7 protein-coding genes are annotated in these 22,553 nt (G+C 43.6%); 5 read left to right on the forward strand and 2 right to left on the reverse strand.

All coding sequences use genetic code 11. The features are described from left to right. Positions 1 to 193: 193 nt before the first annotated feature. The gene (locus tag RUW00_RS01280; protein ID WP_280145067.1) at positions 194 to 967 is read left to right on the forward strand and encodes a Cof-type HAD-IIB family hydrolase; all 774 of its coding nucleotides are present in this window, start codon (positions 194 to 196) and stop codon (positions 965 to 967) included. Between the two features lie 34 nt (positions 968 to 1,001). Here RUW00_RS01280 and def read toward each other — a convergent pair whose 3' ends face one another. Together def and RUW00_RS01290 are read right to left on the reverse strand one after the other, a co-directional pair. Then, positions 1,002 to 1,556 carry a peptide deformylase gene (gene def / locus RUW00_RS01285; RefSeq protein ID WP_003154544.1) on the reverse strand — a complete coding sequence of 185 codons (555 nt, stop codon included), beginning with the start codon at positions 1,554 to 1,556 and terminating at the stop codon, positions 1,002 to 1,004. 112 nt (positions 1,557 to 1,668) lie between these two features. After that, positions 1,669 to 1,848 carry a YjcZ family sporulation protein gene (locus RUW00_RS01290; protein WP_315956441.1) on the reverse strand — a complete coding sequence of 60 codons (180 nt, stop codon included), beginning with the start codon at positions 1,846 to 1,848 and terminating at the stop codon, positions 1,669 to 1,671. A 244-nt stretch (positions 1,849 to 2,092) separates the two neighbouring features. Here RUW00_RS01290 and RUW00_RS01295 point away from each other — a divergent pair, with 244 nt between their 5' ends. The 4 genes from RUW00_RS01295 to RUW00_RS01310 all read left to right on the forward strand — a co-directional run bounded on the left by RUW00_RS01295 (position 2,093) and on the right by RUW00_RS01310 (position 22,547). Beyond that, a complete protein-coding gene (locus RUW00_RS01295; protein ID WP_280145439.1) occupies positions 2,093 to 2,731 on the forward strand; it encodes a YkyA family protein in 639 nt (212 codons plus the stop codon). Positions 2,732 to 3,189: 458 nt separating this feature from the next. After that, on the forward strand, positions 3,190 to 5,496 hold the full coding sequence (gene fabD / locus RUW00_RS01300; protein WP_280145068.1) for an ACP S-malonyltransferase: 2,307 nt from the start codon (positions 3,190 to 3,192) through the stop codon (positions 5,494 to 5,496). 21 nt (positions 5,497 to 5,517) lie between these two features. Then, complete coding sequence (locus RUW00_RS01305) at positions 5,518 to 17,775, forward strand: SDR family NAD(P)-dependent oxidoreductase (protein WP_315956442.1); 12,258 nt, start codon at positions 5,518 to 5,520, stop codon at positions 17,773 to 17,775. After that, a complete protein-coding gene (locus RUW00_RS01310; RefSeq protein ID WP_280145069.1) occupies positions 17,775 to 22,547 on the forward strand; it encodes a type I polyketide synthase in 4,773 nt (1,590 codons plus the stop codon). The genes RUW00_RS01305 and RUW00_RS01310 overlap by 1 nt, the downstream gene beginning before the upstream one ends. The last annotated feature ends 6 nt before the right edge of the window (positions 22,548 to 22,553 follow it).

The following is a 22,553-nucleotide window of genomic DNA, read 5'->3' on the forward strand; positions in this document are numbered from 1 at the left end:
AGTTTCTTCCGTAATCGGCGCAGCATCGTATACCTCCTTTAAAGCCCTTTATAGCAGTAGTATGCGGAAAAAATGAATTTGTTTTCGTGGGTAAAACTGGAATTTCATCAATGCGGTTTTCCGGAAGAAAAACTTTATGTATGATGATATTGAAAAAGACACGACTGATAAACGGGAAAAAGGAGAAATTGACATGAAACCAAAATTGATTTTTTTTGATATTGACGGCACGATCTATGACCATGATAAACATATTCCCGCTAGCGCAAGAAACGCCGTGAAGGCGCTTAAAGAGGCTGGCCATCACGTTTTTATCGCCAGCGGAAGGTCCCCGTTTATGGTAAAACCGATTCTGGAAGAGCTTGAGATTGAATCATTTATTTCATACAACGGCCAGTATGTCGTATTTGAAGGTGAGGTCATTTATAAAAATCCGCTTCCTGAAGATGCGGTTGCGCGTTTATTAAAGCAGGCGGCAGAAGGGGAGCACCCCGTCGTATTTATGGCGGAAGACACGATGAAAACGACCGTCCCCGGACATCCGCACGTCTCGGAAGGTATCGGCAGTCTGAAAGCGCCTTATCCCGAAGTTGATGAAACTTTTTATAAAGGAAAAGAAATTTATCAGCTGCTTTTATTCTGCCGCGGTCATGAAGAAAAAGCATATGCCGCTTTTCCGGAGTTTGATTATGTCCGCTGGCACGAATTGTCAACGGATGTGCTTCCGAAAGGCGGTTCAAAAGCGGAAGGCATTAAAAGAGTGCTTGAGCGGCTTCCGTACGGCGTAAGTGACACTTATGCATTCGGCGACGGACTAAATGACCTTGAGATGATCCGTTTTGTCGGCACCGGGGTGGCGATGGGAAATGCGGTTCCGGAATTAAAAGCTGCCGCTGATTTCGTCACAAAGCCGGTGGATGAGGAAGGAATCAGCTGGGCCGTCAAAGAACTGGGCCTTTTGAAATAGAGAAAACCGGCACTTTGGGAAGTGCCGGTTATTTTTAACGGTCAATGGCAATGGCGTTTTCAGGTTCTTTGAACGGATTTTCTTTATCGATATGGTCGTAAAACATCACGCCGTTCAGATGATCGATTTCGTGCTGAAACACGATGGCCGGAAAACCTTTGAGGCGGATGTCAATCTGTTCTCCTTCAAGCGTCACCGCCTTTACGCGGATGCGTGCGTAGCGCGGCACATAGCCGGGAATGGGTTCGTCTACCGACAGGCAGCCTTCTCCGCTCGTCAAGTAGCTTTTTTCCACTGAGTGGCTGACGATCTTAGGGTTAAAAAGAGCATAGCTGTATAAAGTGCCTTTCGCATCTTCTGCATGGACGGCGATCATCCGTTTTTTTACGTCTGTTTGCGGAGCGGCAAGACCGACGCCCGGACGAAGCTTGTATTTCTCGGCTAATTCAGGATTTTGGCTGTTTTTCACAAACTCAATCATATCAGCAAGATGCTGTTTTTCTTCGTCAGAAGCGGGAAGCTGAACCTCTTCAGCGATCTCTCTGAGCGCGGGATGTCCGTCGCGTACAATATTTTCCATAGTAATCAAGAAACTTCACTCCTAAAGCTTAATATGTAAATTATAGCGAATTTCTTTCTCGCGGCGCAACGAAACAATTGGCCGGCCATAGCAGGCCGGCCGATGTTCATGGTGTATAAGGTCAGCAGCCGCAGCCTAAATAAGCGGCACCGACGATGATTAATAAGATAAACAATACGACGATTAATGCGAATGTGCGGCCGTATCCGCCGCCGCAGCCGTAACCGTAACCGCCGCCATAACCAAATCCGCCGCCGCAACAACCGCCGCCAAATCCGCCGCCAAATCCATATCCGTACATAAAAAAACCTCCTCTTTTAATTACGCTGACCCTCTGTCAGCAGGGCCGGCGTCTACTATAAACTATGTAAAAGCCAAAAAGATGTATGGTCATCCGCCCTGTTTTCTCAATTTTTTACGCAAGTATTCTTTGAAAGCACCGTAAGCGTCTTTACCCGGTCATGCCAATTACAGCTCAGCTATTGTCAAAAAGCGTTCGGGCTTCTATAGTGGAAATTGTCAAGATTGGGGGATTTTAAGTGAATATGATTCAAAAAAAGGTATTAGCAGGAATCGGAGCGCTCGGCGCCGCAAGTATGCTGCTTGCCGGCTGCGGGGGAAAAGATCCGGTTGAATCGCTTCATGACTCGATGGAAAAAGCCGTTCAAGCGGAAAAACCGTTTCAAAAAGAGCAGAAAACATTAGAAAAATTGGAGAAAAAAGAGCATCATCTATATGACAGCGCGGTTAAACTGAATATGGATGATTACCAGAAAATTGTCACACTGTCTGATCAGGCTCTGAGCAATGCAAATCAGCGAAAAAAACATCTGAAAGCAGAAAAAGACAGTATTGATGATTCAAAACAAGCGTTTGAATCCGCAAAAAAAACTTCTCAAGAAATAAAGGATGAGAAAGTAAAAGAAAAAGCCGGGCATGCGGTCGCTTTAATGGAGAAAAGGTATGCATCTTATGACCTTTTGTACAAAAAGTACGAAAAAGCCATTTCACTTGATAAGGACCTTTATAAACTGATTAAAGATAAAAAGCTCACATTAGCGCAGCTGGAAGAGCAAATCAGCAAAGTAAACTCAGTTTACGAAAAGGTGCATAAACAAGCAGATGAGTTCAATCAATTTACTAAAGACTACAACAAAGAGAAAGAACTATTATTCCGCAAATAGTATAGTGAAGGCATATCGGCATGGGCTGATGAACTGATAACAACCGAGTTCAGCCGCCTGTAAAAAGGCGGCTGAAGAATTGGTATATACGTGTGTTTCCCATTGACAACAAGTAAATCATGGTATAGTATTTATTTAGGGAAATATTCACATAAAACCAATCGTTGTTTCGGCACGTTGGAATGTTTTTATTATATTGATATATATAAAAAACAGAATGAAAATGCGATTTTAATTATCAGAAAATTCTATCTATTTATATTTACGGTAATATGATATTTGTACATGCTTTTTGCTTTTAAACCTTTATCCGGCATAAAGGTTTTTTTATTTTGCTTAGTAATGCTTATTAAGTAAGGGTGCTGAAAGTAAACGACAATTTTAAAATTGAAGTGAAAAACGTTTATCAAAATCGGAACGAAAAGAAACGGCAGAAATACGGGACAGGAGGAAAACAAATGCTTGCTTACGTCTTTCCCGGACAGGGAGCGCAGTTTAAAGGAATGGGCAGAGACTTATTCGATGAATTCAGTGAGCTCATTACAAAGGCAGATCATATTTTAGGATACTCCATAAAGGATTTATGCCTTTCAGACGAAAAAGAGAGGCTGACTGATACGAAGTATACACAACCTGCAATTTATACAGTGAGCGCACTGCAATATTTAAAGGGTTTAAAAGAAGGTCATACACGCCCAGATGCTGTTGCAGGACATAGTCTGGGTGAATATACTGCGCTTTTTGCGGCCGGCGTTTTTAATTTTGAAACAGGTCTCCGGCTGGTTGCTAAAAGAGGCGAGTTAATGAGTGAGGCTTCCGAGGGCGGAATGGCTGCCGTGATCGGACTGGATGAGCACCACATAAAAAAAATACTTCAAAAGTATGAATTCGGCCAAATAGATATCGCCAATTACAATACATCTTCACAAATTGTGATAGCCGGGGCTGCAGAAGAGATAAAGCGGGCAGCCTCTTTTTTTGAAAAAGAAGGGGCGAAAGCTTATATCGTATTGCAAGTCGGCGGGGCTTTTCATTCTCGTTTCATGGAAAGTGCACAGCGTGAATTTGCGGAATTTATCGAGGGGTTTCAATTTTCTGAATTGAATTTCCCGGTCATTTCTAACTACACGGCAAGACCTTATAAACAAGAAGATATCAAACGGAATTTAATTGAACAAATAACAAACTCGGTAAAATGGACTGAAAGCATCAGGTATCTAATGGGACAAGGCGTCACTGTGTTTGAAGAGATCGGTCCCGGCAACATTCTGACTAAATTAATTCAAACCATACAAGGAGATGAGGAACCGCTTACTATCAGTGCGCCGGAAGACAGTCTCTTCTTTTCTGAAGGGAACAAGGACAATTCGGAAAGCGGGAAAGAGCATAGCCTCTTGGCCAAAAATATAGAGAGCGGTGCAGCTTCACCGGTGTCCCGATTGGGTGATCAATCTTTCAAAGAAGATTACGGTTTGACATACGCGTATTTGGCAGGTGCGATGCATAGAGGGATCTCTTCCGCTGAAATGCTGATACGCCTCGGGAAGAAAGGAATGCTGGGGTTCTTTGGCACAGCGGGTTTAACGATAAAGGAAATTGAACAGGCCCTTATTTCTATTAAGAAGACACTCAAAAATGGCCAGCCCTACGGAATGAATCTGCGATTTGATCCGGATCATCAAGATAGAGAAAAGGAATTGATAGATTTATATATCAAGCATGACGTACGAGTAATAGAAGCGTCTTCGTATCTTTCCGTCAGCGCACCATTAATTTATTACAAAGCGCATCAGTTGAAGATAGACAAAAGCGGCAGCGTCATACCTCATAATCGGATCATTGCCAAAGTTTCACGGCCGGAAGTTGCGGCCGCATTTCTGAGTCCGCCTCCTCAAAGTATCGTAAAGAGAATGTGTCAGAACGGTATGCTGACGGAAGAGCAGGCGAAGTGGCTCAGCCGTATTCCGGCAGCAGACGATATCATTATTGAAGCAGATTGCGGAAGTAATACCGAACAGGGCTCATTGACGGCGATGCTGCCGTTTTTTGTTAACCTGCGGGATGAAATGATGGAAACACACAAATACGCAAGGAAGATAAGGATCGGGGCTGCGGGAGGAATCGGGACTCCCGAGTCTGCCGCGTCTGCTTTTTTAATGGGCGCTGATTTTATTATGGCGGGATCCATTAATCAATGTACAGTTGAAGCCGAAACAAGCGGTTTTGTTAAAGAAATGCTGAGTGAGACAGGAATATGCGATACTGCTTATGCGCCTTCGGAGACTCTGTTTGAGTTCGGAACAAAGGTTCAGGTGCTGAAAAAGGGCACGCTGTTTCCGGTCAGGGCAAATAAATTATTTCAAATCTACCAACAATACGAGTCTTTGAATGAGATAGATGAAAAGACAAAGATTCAGCTCGAAAATGATTATTTTAACAAGACTTTTGATGAAATCTACGAAAGCATAATAGAAAAACAGCCGAACCTGGCCCGAAAAGCTGAGCGCAATCAAAAATATAAGATGCTGTTACTATTTAAGTGGTATTTGCAAAGAGGATGTCTGCTTGCTTTGGAAGGGCAGGAAGAACAAAAGGTGAATTTCCAAGTTCATTGCGGCCCGTCTTTAGGCGCTTTTAATCATTGGGTAAAGGGCACGGATTTGGAATCATGGAGAAACAGACATGTCGATGACATTGGTGAAAAATTGATGAATGAGACCGAAAGTCTGCTGAGGCGCAGATTGGATACGTTATTTCTACACTAAAGAAGGGGCGGGTGGAGGCCAATGGTTCATTTGAATAAACAGAGTGCGGATATCGCGATAATCGGGGTTGCTTGCAGATTCCCCGATGCAGATCATTATCATGAATTCTGGGAAAACATAAATAGCGGCAAAGATTCCATCCGGGAAGTGCCGATTGAACGGTGGGATCCCGATCTTTATTATTCAGCCGATATCAGTATACCGAACAAAACAATCAGCAAGTGGGGAGGTTTTATTCATAAAGCTGACCATTTCGACCATAAGTTTTTTAATATCTCTCCCCGGGAAGCGAAAAACATGGATCCTGAGCAAAGAATCCTTTTAGAAGAAACTTGGCGGTGTATCGAAGATTCCGGGGTCTCTTTGCAGGATCTCCAGCGTAAAACCACTTCTGTTTTTGCGGGTATTATGAATTCTGACTACCGGCAGACAGGTCATGCTGAATCGGAAATCGACAGTTACGCCTGTTTAGGAAGTTTCGAAGCTATGCTTTCCAACCGGCTTTCATACACATTCGGTTTGACCGGAAAAAGCATGTCTGTAAATGCCGCTTGTGCATCATCGCTTGTTGCTTTACATGAAGCGGTTAAGTCATTGCGGACAAAAGAAAGCGAGTATGCAATCGCATCGGGAGTAAACTTGAATTTCCAACCCGGAAAATATATTTCTTTTTCTAAAGCCAGAATGCTGAGTCCTGACGGCAAATGTAAAACCTTTGACGCAGCGGCGAACGGGTACGTTCCCGGAGAAGGGGCAGGCGTTGTATTGCTGCAGCGCCTTGGTGATGCAGTAAAAGCCGGTCACCATATATACGGGATCATAAAAGGGACAGCTGTTAATCATGGCGGTAAATCCCGTTCCATAACCGCTCCCAGAGCAGAAGCGCAGAGCCTGGTCATCTCAGAAGCTTTACACAACGCTGCTGTCGATGCTGCGACGGTTTCTTATGTAGAAGCACATGGCACAGGTACATCTCTGGGCGATCCGATAGAAATAGAAGCATTGACAAAAGCGTATCGGCAATATACTGAGGATACTCAATATTGCAGGATCGGAAGTGTGAAAACAAATATCGGTCATACAGAAGCAGCGGCGGGAATGGCCGGATTGATAAAAGTTCTAATGATGATGAAACACCGGAGGGTGCCGAAAAGCCTGAATGTACATACGGTAAATCCAATTATACAGTTTGAAAAAACACCGTTTAGGCCGGCACTTGATTCAAGTGATTGGAAGGCGGCAGACGGGGCTCCGCTCAGGGCGGGAATCAGCTCCTTCGGTTTTGGGGGTGTCAACTCTCACGTCATCATCGAAGAATTTATACATACCAAAGACGAATCTGACAGAAAAGGAAGGGTACCCTTCCTTTTTTCCGCTAAAAGTGAAGAAAGTATGAAACAAATGATACATCATTGGAGAACCTTTTCTGACGATTCAGAGGAATTTTGCAAAATATCAAATGAAGTGATCAGCAGCACCCTTTTAACAGGGAGGACATCGTTTGATTACAGGGCTGGTTTATTGGCAGGCAGCAAGGAGGAATTTAAAAATCAGCTTAAAGAGGGATTAAGTTTTCGGAGGAAACAAGATTCTGAATGGGCGCTTGCCATCGGTGACTTCAAATGGGAAAGCTATAAACAATTTGCCGTTTTGAAACGCGTGTTCCCTGATCTGGAAAAGAACGTAAGGCCGGTGCTGAAGGGTATACCAACATTGCACAGTTCATTTAAAAGAAAATGGACGCCTGAGAAAATCCGCTTGTATTCTTTAGTTATCAATACGGAAATCATAAAAAGTATCCTGGCATCCGGTTTTAAGCCAAGCCTCATAACAGGCGCCGGAGACGGATATTACGTCGCTCTTGCAGCAGCGGATATCATCAAAATTGAAAAGGCCATTTCTGTCATCACAGGCGCTGAAAAACCTTCGCACTTATCCTGTAAGCCGCCGTCCATTCCATTTGTCAATCCGTACACTTCAAAAACGTACCCGCCGGTTCGATTAAATGAAGAATATGTAAGGATGCTGCTGAACGGTCTGAGCTTCCCGGCTGATTTTACAGACCGCCTGTACGGGAAAACACGGCTGCTTCTTGAGCACCAATATACGTTTAAAGGGTTCTTAGAAGAGTGGGATAAAGCGGGAAAGACTCAGGAAATCGAGATTTTATCTTATATTGTGAATCGCACGGCGGATAAAAGAAACGCACTGCCGGCTGATGAGGAAGCGGCGATCATGGCTATCCTTGCCTCTATGAGAAGACTGTATAAGAGATGGGATTTAACAGATTATGATGGATTCTTTAATAATGATTATGTTCTGGAAATATTAAATTTACTGGACGAAGGAATTTTGTCTAAAGAACTTTTTCTGAGCATGTTATTGAAAAAGCAAGACGGAATTAAACAGGCTGTTGCTTGTATTAATGAGCAGCCGGCAGATTTTTATGATAAGACTCGTTTTCCGTTGATGACAGAATACAATCAAATGGATGCCGTGTCTCAGGAGATAGCTGATCATATGCCGCTTCACACGGAAGAAAAGGGAACGGAGCCGGATGTGGATATTTCTGATTTTTCAGTTTTTCAATTCGGATCGCTCCCTCCATCAGCAAAACTAAACAAAGCGGCTGCTTTTGAAGCGGACAAAGCAGCTGATGAGGCTCTTTATCATTCATTTATGCAAATGTGGCTTTCAGGAGAAGAGATTGAATGGGCGAAACTAGGTGACTATCATAAAAGAAAAGCCCCGCTTCCGCCTTATCCGTTTGAGCGCTGTCAATTTTCTTTAAACCCTCAGCAGGTAAAATCAGACGCGGCTTTTTCAGCAAAGAAGAATCAGGCACTTTATACGCCGATATGGAAAGAAACCGCACTTGAGAATGAAGCGGACAGCGGACAAGCCTGTACTATTTTGCTGTTCTCCGAGAATAAAGACTATTTTGAAGAGATGAAAAAAAGAGAGAATACGTCCGCATATCTTATTATGCCCGGTGACCGTTTAGAGCAGATAAGCGATAGTGTTTTCACGATCAACAGGCAGCGTCCCGATGATTATCAAAGTGTCATTCGTCTGTTAAAAGAAAAAGGCGCAGCGCCTGATGCAATTTTGCATACGTGGTCTGAAAAACAGCCTGAACTGGAAGAAACACTCGAATCAGGAATTTATTCCGTGTTTTATCTGACTAAGGCTTTAATCAGCGAGAACCTTATAAACAAAGTAACGTTCATTTATACATTCAGCGCAGATCAAAAAGAAAAATTGCCGTATTTTGAAGGTGTGAACGGTTTTTTTAAATCGGTAAAACAAGAATATCCGCAGCTGCATTGTAAGACGGTTTGCTTTGAACATGATTCTGCAGCCGTTTCATTTTCAGAGAAGGCTGCCATTCTTTATAAAGAAATAAACACAGCACCTGATCGGCATATTCATATCACTTACAGAGGCTGCGTAAGATATGCACGGATGTTAGAAAAGCAGGGAGAAACAAACAGAAAGGCCATTCAATACCCTGAAAAAGATAAAGTATATTTAATTACAGGGGGATTTGGGGGGATTGGCAGTAAAGTCGCTGAATATTGCGCGAAAACTGAAAGATCCACCATTATTCTATCGGGGCGATCTGCTTTAAACGGAGATAAGCAGAAACATTTAGAATACCTGAACAGCTTTAAAGCAAAGGTTTATTATATACAGGCGAATATATCCGATAAAGAAGCGGTAAAAACAATGATTGACGGTATTACCGATCAGCATGCAGGTCTTCATGGCGTCATTCATTGCGCAGGAGTTATCAGAGACTCGCTGCTTTTTCAAAAAACAAAGCAGGAACTTTCAGAGGTGATTGCTCCGAAAGTTCATGGTGCGTTGAATCTTGATCATGCAACGAAGTCGCTGGAATTGGATTTTTTCGCCGTTTTTTCTTCAGTCGTCTCTATTGCAGGGAACGAAGGCCAGTGTGATTATGCATATGCAAACGGCTTTTTAGATCATTTTGCAGAATATCGGGAATGGAAACGGCAAAATTCTCTGCGCAGCGGCCGCACGCTGACAATCAATTGGCCTTTATGGAAAGACATCGGAATGGGAGCGAACCTGTCAGGTCAAGGGCGGACGTCTCTTTTTCATGGTTCCGGGCTCGAAGAACTTCCTGCTGAAGACGGAACGCAATGGTTTTCGCGGATTGTAACTTCGGGTCAGCTGCATAATATTGCAGTCTGCGGTGATCATGAGCGCTTTGAACAATTTATGCGGCAGAGATTTTTGACGGACGAAACAGAGACAGGCAGTGCCATCCCTTTGGCTCAAGGCGATATTTTGGATCAGACAGTTTTGTTTTTAACCAATATCATCTCCTCTGAGGTCGGTGCAGAACGGGAAGAGATCGATCAAGATGTGCATCTGGCTGAATATGGAATGGATTCGGTTATGATTCATCAATGCAACACAAAGCTGGAGCAGTCACTGGGAGCAATTTCGAAAACGCTTTTATTTGAATTTCATACAATCAGAGATTTAGCAGATCATCTTGTAAAGGAATATCCGGATCGGCTGGGGCGTTTATTTTCACGGGAGGAAAAAGGAAAACAGATTCAGAGCATTACCCCTGCCAGGCCGGAACAAAACATCACTGCACCTGCGGCGGAGGAAAAAGAACATCTTGACGGGATAGCGGTGATCGGTATCAGCGGCCGTTATCCCGGGGCTGAAAATATCGAAGAATTGTGGGAGCTTCTATCAAAAGAGAGAACCGCAATCACAGAAATTCCGAAAGAACGATGGAATTATGAGACCTACTATGATCCAGACCCCGCTAAAGCGCATGAGGGGAAAATTTATTGCAAATGGGGCGGATTTTTAAAGAATGCTGAATCATTTGATTCTTTGTTTTTCCAAATATCTCCGAGAGAAGCAGAAGCGATGGATCCTCAGGAACGAATATTTCTCGAAACCGTATGGAAAGCATTTGAAGATTCGGGATATACCATTGAAGGGTTGAGAAAGCAGACCGAAAAACATGTCGGTGTATTTGCGGGAGTGACGACCAATTCCTACAAGCTGCTCGGCGAAAGAATACCGACGGACAAAAACGATGTACTTCCAAATTCGTTCCCATGGTCTCTCGCGAACAGAGTGTCTTACACATTTGACTTTACAGGTCCCAGTGTCCCTGTAGATACGGCTTGCTCTTCATCCTTAACGGCAATTCACATGGCTTGCCAAAGTTTAAAAAAAGGTGAGTGCTCGGTTGCGGTTGCGGGAGGAGTAAATTTGTATCTTCATCCTTCTGACTATTTATACCGATGTCAGATGGGGATGCTTTCAAAATCGGGAAAATGCAGAAGTTTTGGAGAAGGCGGCGACGGTTTCGTACCCGGGGAAGGTGTCGGGGCCGTAATTCTTAAACCGCTTAAAGATGCCATACGTGATAATGATACTGTGTACGCCGTCATTAAAGGAACGGCAATTAATCACGGCGGAAAGACGAATGGCTATACGGTGCCTAATCCTGCCGCACAGGCGGATTTAATCCAAGGAGCTCTTAAAGCGGCCGGTTGGAGCGCCAGAAGTGTCAGCTTTATTGAAGCTCACGGCACGGGAACGCCGCTGGGTGACCCGATTGAAGTCCGAGGCCTGACCAAGGCGTTTAGAGCTTATACCGAAGATGTTTCATATTGCTCTCTCGGATCGATTAAATCTAACATCGGTCATCTTGAAGCGGCTGCGGGTATTGCCGGCCTGACAAAGATTATCTTACAAATGAAGTATAAAAAAATAGCCGCAACACTGCATGCTGAACGGGTGCATCCGGATCTTTATCTGGAAGAGACACCTTTTTGCCTTCAGCAGGAAACCGCCGACTGGATAAAACCCGCGAATGAAAAACATTCTGACAGCAAATATCCGCGGCGTGCGGGATTAAGTTCTTTCGGAGCGGGCGGGGCGAATGCTCATATTCTTGTGGAAGAGTATGAGTCTGCTGCTGACTGTCATACGGATTGTGAGGAAAGTGAGGAACTTATCGTACTCTCAGCCAAGCATTCACTGAGTTTACGGGAATCGGCAAAACAGCTGGTGGAATATCTTCAAAAGGTCCGTCAACAACAGGGCGAGTTTTTGCAGCAAGCGGGAACAAACAAGCCGCTTCACCTTTCTGATATTGCGTATACCCTTCTTGAAGGGCGTGAAGCCATGGCGGAAAGGCTTGCTGTCATTTCAAATAATATCGATGATCTGATGTTGAAATTAAATCACTTTTATAATGGAATTGACGATCACGAAATATTTAGAGGGAAAAAACCGAATCATAAACGCAGACAGCAGCAATCGGAACTTCCGCTCAAATCCGGCAGAACCACATTAACCGAAATGGCTGAATTCTGGGTATCAGGAGGCAATTTAAGCTGGGAAGATTTCCGCACCGGCAGAAAACCGGCGAAAATTACCCTGCCGACTTACCCTTTCTTAAAAAACAGACTGTGGGTGTCAAATAAGGCGCAATCAAAATCAACAGCTGATAAAGCTCCTTTATTTGATTTTTCTGCAGGTGAGTGCCGATTTTATAAAACGCTTTCAGATTCTGAATATTATGTAAAAGATCATGTTGTGCATGGGAATATGGTTCTGCCAGGAGCGGCAATCATCGAAGCGGCCAGAGAAGCGGGAGAGAGGCTGTACGGAAAATCAGTCATAAAACTGAGTCAGGTTGTATGGGCGGTTCCGATAAACGTTGAAAAAGAAAAGACGATAATGATAGATCTGCTGCCGAATCAAAAAGACGGCAGATTTGTGGTGAAAACCGATATGCAACCTGAAGCGGCAGTTCATTGCCAAGGAAACATTATCACATGCGGAGATCAAGATGCCTCTCAAACAGAGCGTTTTCAATTGGACAGCTGGTTAACCGGACAGAAAAGATTAATCAGCGGCGCTGAGTGTTACAGGGATTTCCGGCAGAGCGGTTTGGACTATGGAACCAGTTTTCAGGTAATAAAACAGCTGTTTATCCATGAAAATGCTGTTCTTGCACGAATATCACTTCCTGAGAGCATTCATAAAAAATCCGGCACGCTGCTGGAACCGTGTTTATTGGATGGCATTTTTCAATCCACAACCGGGTTTACGTCCCGTCAAGAAGGGGATCACACCGCATATTTGCCTTTTGAATTAGGTGAGCTGGAGATTCTTCATGCACCTTCGGCAAACGGCTATGCTTACATTACAGCTGCCGATGAAAGACAACATGATGATGTCAAAAGGTTTCATATATTATTTATGGATGAAAACGGATCTGTAAGTCTTAAAATAAAAAACTTAGCGTTAAAGGCGTTAAGGGCTGTACCGCAGACTCAGGATGAGCGGCATTCAGTTAAGTACTACACTGATATGTGGAAGCGGGATCCTCTGCTTCATCAGCCTGAAGCCAGCGGTTTAAACAGCTGCCTTGTGATTTCACTCCGTCGGGATATATCAGAACCGCTGATCCGCCAGGCATATAAAGATATCGGCTTGAACATGATCTTTGTCCGCCATGGCGGCAGTTTTCAAGAAAAAGAAGCTGATTCCTTTGAATTGAACAGCGTCAAACTTGAAGGCTATCAGAAATTGCTGGCGATTCTTAAAGAAAGACAAGTGACAATTGACCGCGTCATTTTAATCGGGATGAGCCCTGAAACGGGAATTGAGCATAACATTCGTGAAAAGCTGGAAGAGGCTGTTTTGCCGGTTTTCAATGTAACGAAAGCTCTGCTAGCAACAATCCCAAGACATAAAATCCTGATATCACATGTATTTTTCACAAGGGAAAATCAAATTTTACCTTATCAAATGGCAATCAGCGGCTTTTTTAGGTCACTTCATTTAGAACATCCAATGTTGTCCGGTAAAAATATTGAAATACAAAGCGATGAAATTCAGTTACAGATGAACACCGGTCTGCCTGAATTAAAAAACCTTGTGAAAGAAACAATCATCAGCGATGATACTTCAGAAATCAGATACAGAGATGGAATCAGGCAGGTGAAACACTCTGCAGAAATTGAAAGTGCCGAGCCCCCCAAAAAGATGGAAGTAAAAGAAGGGGGAGTTTACCTCATTACAGGAGGAACGGGCGGTCTGGGACTGATTTTCGCCAGACATCTTGTGCGAAAAGGGAGAATAAAACTTGTCCTTATCGGCAGGTCAGAGCTTTCTGAGGAAGCCGTAAGCAATGTAAAAGAGCTGGAAAAAAACGGATCAGAGGTTTTTTATGTAAGAACCGATATTTCTGATAAGGAAAATGTCAATAACCTGATAAACCTCGTCAAAAACAAATTAGGTCCTGTTAAAGGAATTATTCACAGTGCCGGTGTGATAAAAGATTCATTACTCATCAATAAGCGTGAAGAGGATCTCGATTCAGTCGTGGCCAGCAAGGTTTACGGAACGATATGGCTTGACCGGTATACAGACAGAGAACCTCTGGACTTTTTTGTAATGTTTTCATCTATCAGCGCAATAATCGGGAACGCGGGACAAACCGATTATGCTTATGCAAACCGGTTTATGGATTATTTTGCGGAAATGAGAGCGGCGGAAAATAAACCTGGAAAAACAGTCTCGATTAATTGGCCTTTATGGAAAGAAGGCGGTATGCAAATTGATATTCATTCAGAGAAGTTCCTTTATGACCGTTTCGGAATGCTGCCTCTGGGAAAACGGGAAGGCCTTGCAGCATTTGATCAAGCAATGACAGGGTGTGAACATCAAATAATGGTATTTAGCGGTAATGAATTAAAGCTGGAACGAATGATAACGATTGACAGCGGAAAAAGTGACCCGGCAATCGCCGACGAAAATCAAGAACCGAAAGAGCTGTCAACAACTGAATCTTTAAAAAACACTTTGACGCGCATCATCACCGGCGTATTAAAAATTGAAGAACGGGAATTTGATTTTGAACTGCCGATAAGTGAATACGGATTTGATTCAATTATGTTTACAATGCTGGGCAGCGAATTAAACGAGTCATTAGGAATATCAATGATGCCGTCAGATTTTTTCGGTCTTACTGATTTTAATGAACTTCTTGAGTTTTTAAAGAGTGAGTATTCCGAGGAGCTTCATCTCTGCGGCTCTTTTTCTTCAGATGAATCTGCGGCGAAAGACCGGAGAGAAAATCTGATTGAGGGCATCGCAAAGATGATGTCAAGTATTTTGAAGATTGACAGAAAGGAAATAGAAGAAGAGACTTCATTCGGCGAGTACGGATTTGATTCTATTACGTTTACCAGACTCGGAAATGAAATCAATCAACAATATGGTACGGAATTATTGCCGTCCATTTTCTTTGAGTGCAATTCACTGGCTGAAATGACTGATTATGTAATCGAGCAATACGGAGAAATCCTTTTTGCTGAGACAGAATCTTTTTCTGCAGCTGACGAAAAAACATTGTACAGCACGCCTCCGCCGGAATCTTATGAACGTTCCCCTGAGCCTGAAAATAAAACTAGGCAAGAGGAAAGACATATAAATGAGCCGGTTGCAATAGTGGGAATAAGCGGCCGTTTCCCCCAAACAGATACGCTGGAAGACTTTTGGGAAGGAATTGAAAAAGGCCGGGATATGATTACAGACATTCCTGAAGACCGTTGGAACTGGAAAGAGTTTGACGGCGATCCGATCAGGGACGTCAATAGAACAAAAATAAAAAAAGGCGGATTTATCAAAGGCGCGGACAGTTTTGATCCGTTGTTTTTCGGGATTTCTCCCGCCGAAGCAGAATTAATGGATCCCCAGCAAAGAATTTTTATGGAGACTGTATGGAAAACAATAGAAGATGCGGGCTATAAGCCGTCTGATTTGGCAGGGACGAAAACCGCGGTGTTTGCAGGGGTCGCCACAACGGATTATGCTGAACGTCTGAATGAAAATGGCGTCTCTGTTCAGGCGCAGACCGCAACCGGTTTAAATCATTGTATATTGGCAAATCGTATTTCTTACCAGCTGAACCTGACGGGTCCGAGCGAACCGATTGACACTGCCTGTTCAAGTTCGTTAGTTGCGCTCCATCGTGCGGCTGAGGGGATTCAAAGAGGCGATTTTGAAATGGCGATTGCAGGCGGAGTGCATATTATGACAAGCCCTACTCTGTTTATAGCTTTTGATAAAGCAGGGATGCTTTCCAAAGACGGAAAGTGCAAAACGTTTGATAAAAGCGCTGACGGCTATGTAAGGAGTGAAGGGGCGGCTGCAGTATTGCTCAAGCCGCTCAGCAAAGCACAGGCAGACGGTGATCATATATATGGTTTGATTAAAGGATCAGCTGTAAATCACGGCGGCCGCGCCAATTCTTTGACAGCTCCGAATCCGAACGCACAGGCGGACTTATTAACCGAAGCTTGGCGGAAGGCGGGGGTCAGCCCTGCCACTGCGGGATATATAGAAGCGCATGGCACAGGGACAAGTCTTGGTGATCCGATTGAAGTGAACAGCATCATAAAGGCATTTAAAACGTTATATCAAGAATGGGACATTCCTTTTGCGAAACAGAAATGCTGCGGAATCGGGTCTGTGAAAACAAACATCGGCCATCTCGAAACCGCTGCCGGAATAGCCGGAGTGCTGAAAGTGTTACTGGCTTTTAAATATCGCAAACTTCCGGGACTCGCCCATTTTTTAGAACTCAATCCATACATCAAACTGGAAAATACGCCATTTTATATCACAGAAACCGCTCAAAAGTGGAATTCGATAAAAGATGAAGAGAACAACGATCTGCCGAGGAGAGCAGGTGTCAGCTCATTCGGATTCGGCGGTGTGAACGCGCATATTGTATTAGAGGAATATAGGGAACCTCAAAAAGAAGTGCCGGAAAACAACGGTAACACACATATTTTTGTTTTATCTGCGAAAAGCAAAGATCAATTACTTGAGTATATCCGGCTTATGGTTCAGTACTTGGATCGCGTGATTGCCGGTGACATGACCGTTAATGCCAGTGACATGGAATTTACATTGCAAAACGGCCGGGAAGCAATGAACGAAAGAATTGCCGTATGTGCAGCGAGTCTGACTGAGCTGAGAGATAAATACGTCAGCTTTCTTGATGACAGCAAGGTGCAAAAAGGCGTATTTATAAGCGAAAACACTGAAGAGCGCACAGCTGTTTCTGAATATATGATTCAGGAGGCTCTTCAAAGCGGAAAAGAGGAGCTGCTCGCACAATGGTGGGCCAATGGAGCCGAGTTTGAATGGAAGACAATCGGCAATAAGAAATTGAATAGAGTGCCGATGCCAACTTATCCGTTTGCAAAAGAGAGTTATTGGTTTACTCCGAAAAAGAACAAAAGCGAGGTTAATAGTAAAAGTCTTCACCCATTAATCAGCGAGAATGTCTCAACATTAAAGAAACAAGCATTTAAAACTGTTATTTCCGGAACTGAATTTTTCGTCACTGATCATCTTGTTTCAGGAGACTATGTGCTGCCAGGAGCCGCTTCGCTTGAAATGGCTCTTGTTTGTGCGGAAATAAGCGGAGAAAGTAAAGTATATAAAATAAAAGACGTGATGTGGAACAGACCTATATTATATAAAGGAAAAACGCTGCACATTTATACCGACTTGGAAATGAAACAAGATAAGTTGAACGTAATGATATGTAAAGAGGGTCCGGATGGCGTGCAGCAAATCTGCACACAAAGTGAAACAGTATTCGGAGACATAAACAGCAATCCTGAGTATGTCGATATTGATCAGTTCATACGCAGCAGTGAGCCGGTCATAAGCCGGGAAGAGTGTTATCACCGCTTCAGCCGTATGGGCCTGACATATCATAGCAGTTTTCAAACATTGAAAGCCGTATATCGCGGTGATATGGAGTTAATGGCAGAATTGGAGCTTCCTGCTCATTTAGCGAACGGGTTTTCACATTTTACACTTCATCCTTCATTAATTGACGGCGGTTTTCAAGCGGCGGCATTTTTGTTAAGAGATAATGAGAAAGAGGGCTTATTTGTTCCATATTCACTTAGAGAGCTTCACATTAAGAGGGCGCTTACTGCCCGATGCCATGTTTCGGTGAAAGAAACCGGTTTTTATACGTATAACATTGATTTTATTAACGAGAGCGGCGAAATAGCCGTGAGCATGAAAGACTTTTCTGTCAGAAAAGTGACCGGGGGAGAATTAACCGCAGGACGTAAAAATGAAGATCAGGAAATTCTCTTCTTATTAGAACGATTGAAAAACGGTGAACTTTCTGCTGACCAAGTTTATCAGCTGCTGGAGGGAAAATAGTGCAGATCAAACAAATACTTTCCTTAATTGAAGAACAGCAAATGTCTCCTGATGCAGGACTGGAGCTAATTCGCACTTACAGAAAAGAACAAATGGAAAAAAAGGCGGAGCCGGAATCACAAGCTCCGTCCCCAACCATTTTTTTTAAGAACGAATGGGTAAGGACAAATAACATTGATAGGCCGAATCAGCAGGCACCGGGAAATATGCTGATTTTTGATCAGGATAACCGTCTTTTTCAGCATGCCGAGATGATGAATGGAGAACATAACCGTGTCATTCTCGTAACGCCCGATTCTGATTATAGAATTGAGCGGAATAGATGCACAATCAATCCTTCTGATGAAAATCATGTCGAAATGCTGCTGTCTGATTTGGCTGAAAACGGATTTACACCTGATGTCGTGCTATATTTATGGAACGGAGAAATCAGAGAATTCACTGAAGAATCCGTTAACGAAACTCTTCGCAGAGGGATAAACTCGCTCTTTTTATTATTAAAAGCTTTAATGCGAAGAAACGAACCTGTTACGTTATTGCATATTTATTGGACAAGCGGTCTGAATCAGCCGTTTCACGAAGCTGTCGGAGGGTTCATGAAAACGGTAAACATGGAAAGCTCTAAGCTTAAAGCGAAAACCATACAGATTCGCCATGAGCATTCTGAGATAAATCCTCCAGTTTCCGAGGTGTGGGATGCTGCAATCAGTGAAATACAGCACTTTCAATCCGATGAATGTGAGGTTTTAATAGACTCACATACCCGTTATGTGAAAGGGCTGCAGCATATTGATAATCCGGAACACGATAACGGATCTGTAACGTATCAAAAAGGCGGCATATATATCATTACCGGAGGAGCGGGAAAACTCGGGCTGCTGTTTGCGGAACACATCGCTAAAGAAAACCAAGCCGTGATTATACTTACAGGCCGTTCTTTTTTAACCGCTGATCAAAAAGAACGGATCAGTAAGCTTAATGAGAGCGGCTCTGTTGTTGAATATCAGCGGACGGATATAACAGATCGAACAGAGACAGAGCGATTCATTTTCGGCGTTAAACAGCGGTACGGCAGCATAAACGGGATCATTCATGCTGCCGGCATCCTTCGTGACTCATTTCTTGTAAACAAAAGCCTCAGTGATTTTACGGACGTACTGAAACCGAAAGTTTACGGGACAATCTGGCTGGATGAGCTGACAAAAGACGAAGATCTTGATTTTTTTGTTCTCTTTTCTTCTTTTTCGGCTTACGGAAATGCCGGCCAAAGTGACTATGCGTACGCAAATCATTTTATGGACAGTTTTGCAGTGCTTCGATCTCAGCTCTCCCGAAACGGAAAAACCCTTTCAATCAATTGGCCGTTATTGAAAGATGGCGGGATGAGTCTCGACAGCAGTGGAATCATTCAAATAAAAGAAAAATACGGAATGACTCCGATGCGAACTTCCTCTGTTTTGGAAGCGTTTCTGAAAATGCTGCGGTCTTCATTTACCAGCTTAATGCCTGCAGAAGGAGAGCGGGATAAAATGATAAAAGCGCTTTCGATTCAAAGAAATACAGCTGCAGCAGATCAAGATACACTCACGGCGGAACACGATGAAGAAGAGGAATATGCTGCGAAAGAAAAAGTCAATGACTATTTAATCAAGATCATCAGCGGTGTCTTGAAAATCCAATCTCATAAAATAAATGCGAAAGACTCTTTTGAGAAATTCGGAATCAACTCACTTATGATCATGTCACTTATTTCAAAGCTTGAAGATACTTTCGGGGATCTTCCAAAAACAATCTTTTTTGAATATCAGAACATTGAAGAGCTTTCAAACTTCTTCCTAACATCTTTTAAAGAAAAAGTGCTTAAGGCCGCAGGGGCAGCTCCGGTAACAAGAGTGCCGAAGAAAAGAGAAAATCTGAGTGAAAAACAGCACCGGCAGCAGAAGGATACATCTGCACCGAGCATGGTTCCGCCGGGTGAGGATATTGCCATTATCGGTGTGAGCGGAAGATATCCGAAATCCGATACTCTTGAGGAGTTCTGGGAAAACATTGCCGGAGGGAAAAACTGTATTATTGAAATCCCCGAGGAACGTTGGGATTTCAGATCGAATTACAGTCCCGACAGAATGGAGAAGGGGAAAATCAACAGTAAGTGGGGCGGTTTTATCAGCGGTGTTGATCAATTCGATCCGCTGTTTTTCCACATTTCTCATAAAGAAGCTGAGCTGATGGACCCTCAGGAGCGAATTTTTCTCGAAACCTCCTGGCATACGTTTGAAGATTCAGGATATACAAAAGAGAAGCTTGACGGTATGAAAGCCGGTGTGTTTGTCGGAGCCATGTACGGACAATATCAATTATTCGGCGCAGAAGAAACTGCGCGGGGCAATCCGATTGCGCTCAGTTCCTTCTTTTCATCTATTGCGAACAGGGTTTCATACTTTTTTAATCTCTCCGGCCCGAGCATTGCACTGGATACGATGTGTTCATCATCGCTGACGGCCATTCACTTGGCATGTGAGAGTATTAAAAGAGGGGAAAGTGAAATTGCGCTTGCGGGCGGCGTTAATGTGTCCATACATCCCAGCAAATACCTTTGGCTGAGTCAAGGTAATTTTGTTTCCACCGAAGGATTGTGCAGAAGTTTCGGAGAGGGCGGAGACGGCTATGTCCCGGGAGAAGGTTCGGGAGCCGTCCTGTTGAAACCTCTGGAAAAAGCAATTGCTGATCAGGATCATATATACGGAGTGATTAAAGGAACATCTGTAAATCATGGCGGAAAAACCAATGGATTTACGGTTCCGAATCCGAATGCACAAGCTGAGCTGATTGCTGAAAATTTTAAGAAATCGGGCATCAGTCCGCGATCCGTCAGCTACTTGGAAGCACACGGAACGGGTACCTCGCTCGGAGATCCGATTGAGATCGCAGGATTGACAAAAGCGTTTGAGAAATTTACGGATGATAAACAATTTTGTGCTATAGGTTCAGTGAAGTCTAATATCGGACATTTGGAGTCTGCTGCAGGTATAGCAGCTCTTACAAAAGTTCTTTTACAATTTAAGCATCAGAAATTGGCGCCATCCATTCACTCGGAACAGCTGAACCAAAATATCCGATTTGAAAAGACGCCTTTTTACGTTCAGCGGAAAGAAGAAGAGTGGCGGAAAGAATCAGGCGCCTCCAACAGGAGAGCAGCAATCAGTTCGTTCGGAGCGGGAGGAGCAAATGCCCATGTCATTGTGGAAGAATATCAAAACCATGCGGACACACAAACAATAAGCGGGCCGTTTGCCGCAGTTCTCTCTGCCAAAAATGAAGACAGACTGAAAGAATACGCTCGGCGCCTTCTGCAATTCACAGAGCGGGAGACAAAGGCCTCGGCAGCTGATATCGCTTTTACATTGCAGACATGCAGGGAACCGATGGAAGACAGACTTGCTGTTGTAGCTTCCGATTTGCCGGAGCTTAAGGAGAAGCTGAGAACTTTCTGTACCGAAGGAACAATTGGAGAGGGCGTATACAAAGGCAATGTTACGAAAGATTTTGATAAAGTCTTTATCTTTCATGATCAAAAGATGAAAGATAAATTCCTCGAGGCGATGATGGAGACAAAGGACTTGAATCTTCTTGCAAAATTATGGTCTTTCGGGGCTGATATTCAATGGCGAGAGTTATATGAAGAATATACCCCGCAAAAGGTCAAGCTTCCTTTATATCCATTTGCTGAGGAGTCTTACTGGGTGCCTGGAAGCCAAAGTGCAGTATTTCCGGAAACATTGCCGCAGCAGTCTTCACTGCACCCGCTTCTGGATTCGAATGAATCTACTCTGGAACAGCAGTTTTTTAAAACGACATTAAGAGAAAAAGAGATTTGGTTAAAAGACCACATTGTAAAAAACAAGAGCATTCTCCCGGCAGCTGCTTTTCTTGAAATGGCATGCGCAGCGGGAACGCGGTCATATCGAAAGAAAAAGGTCACTCGTTTAAAAAACGTGATATTTGCCAGACCGGCCATGCTTTTGCAAGAGAGCCTGACCATTTACACTCACATTTCCGTAAAAGACGGCAGCATATTATTTAACATGTCACCTGACGAGGATGCTGCTGTAAGGACTGGATTTGTGATGGGGGAATTAGATTATGATCATCATTACAGTGATGATGATATAGAGAACATCGACAGACAAGAGATGATAAACAGAAGTGCTTTTGTCCGTGAACAAGATGAATGTTACGAGTATTTTCGGGAAAACGGGTTCCTGTATGGGCGCGCTTTTCAGCCGATTCAACGTTTATGGGGCAGCGGAACGGAAGCGGTTGCACACTTATTGCTGCCAAAAGAAGCCGCATATGCACTTGAAAATTATACATTGCATCCGTCTTTAATTGATGGGGCTCTGCAATCTTTGTTCGGAATTACCGACGGAAGAGAAGAGGCATCTGTTTATGTTCCTTTTTCAATAGGAGAGATTACGATTCGGAAAAAAGTTTCAGCAGAATGCTGGGCTTATGCGCGTAAAACAGGCCAAAAAGGTCAATCCGAGCTTATTTACGATATTCAGCTGCTTAATGAACAAGGAGAGAGACTTGCAGGTTTGAAGGATGTAACCATTCGTAAAAAAGAAACGTTTTCCGCGGAGGCGCAGACTCGTGCAACAGCGGATTCCAATGGAAAGAACGAGAGAGTAAAAGAGCTCCTCAGACAATTAAAAGCGGGCGAACTGACTGCGGAGGAAGCAGATTATGCGCTGGAGCGTATGCAGGATTAGTTTATC

The sequence above is a fragment of the Bacillus sp. IS1 genome (assembly GCF_032461585.1).
GTDB classification, from domain to species: domain Bacteria; phylum Bacillota; class Bacilli; order Bacillales; family Bacillaceae; genus Bacillus; species Bacillus velezensis.

Coding starts and splice junctions, on each gene's coding strand:
- RUW00_RS01280 (WP_280145067.1), top strand. CDS start 194: ATGAAACCAAAATTGATTTTTTTTGATATTGACGGCACGATCTATGAC.
- RUW00_RS01290 (WP_315956441.1), bottom strand. CDS start 1,848: ATGTACGGATATGGATTTGGCGGCGGATTTGGCGGCGGTTGTTGCGGC.
- RUW00_RS01295 (WP_280145439.1), top strand. CDS start 2,093: ATGATTCAAAAAAAGGTATTAGCAGGAATCGGAGCGCTCGGCGCCGCA.
- fabD (WP_280145068.1), top strand. CDS start 3,190: ATGCTTGCTTACGTCTTTCCCGGACAGGGAGCGCAGTTTAAAGGAATG.
- RUW00_RS01305 (WP_315956442.1), top strand. CDS start 5,518: ATGGTTCATTTGAATAAACAGAGTGCGGATATCGCGATAATCGGGGTT.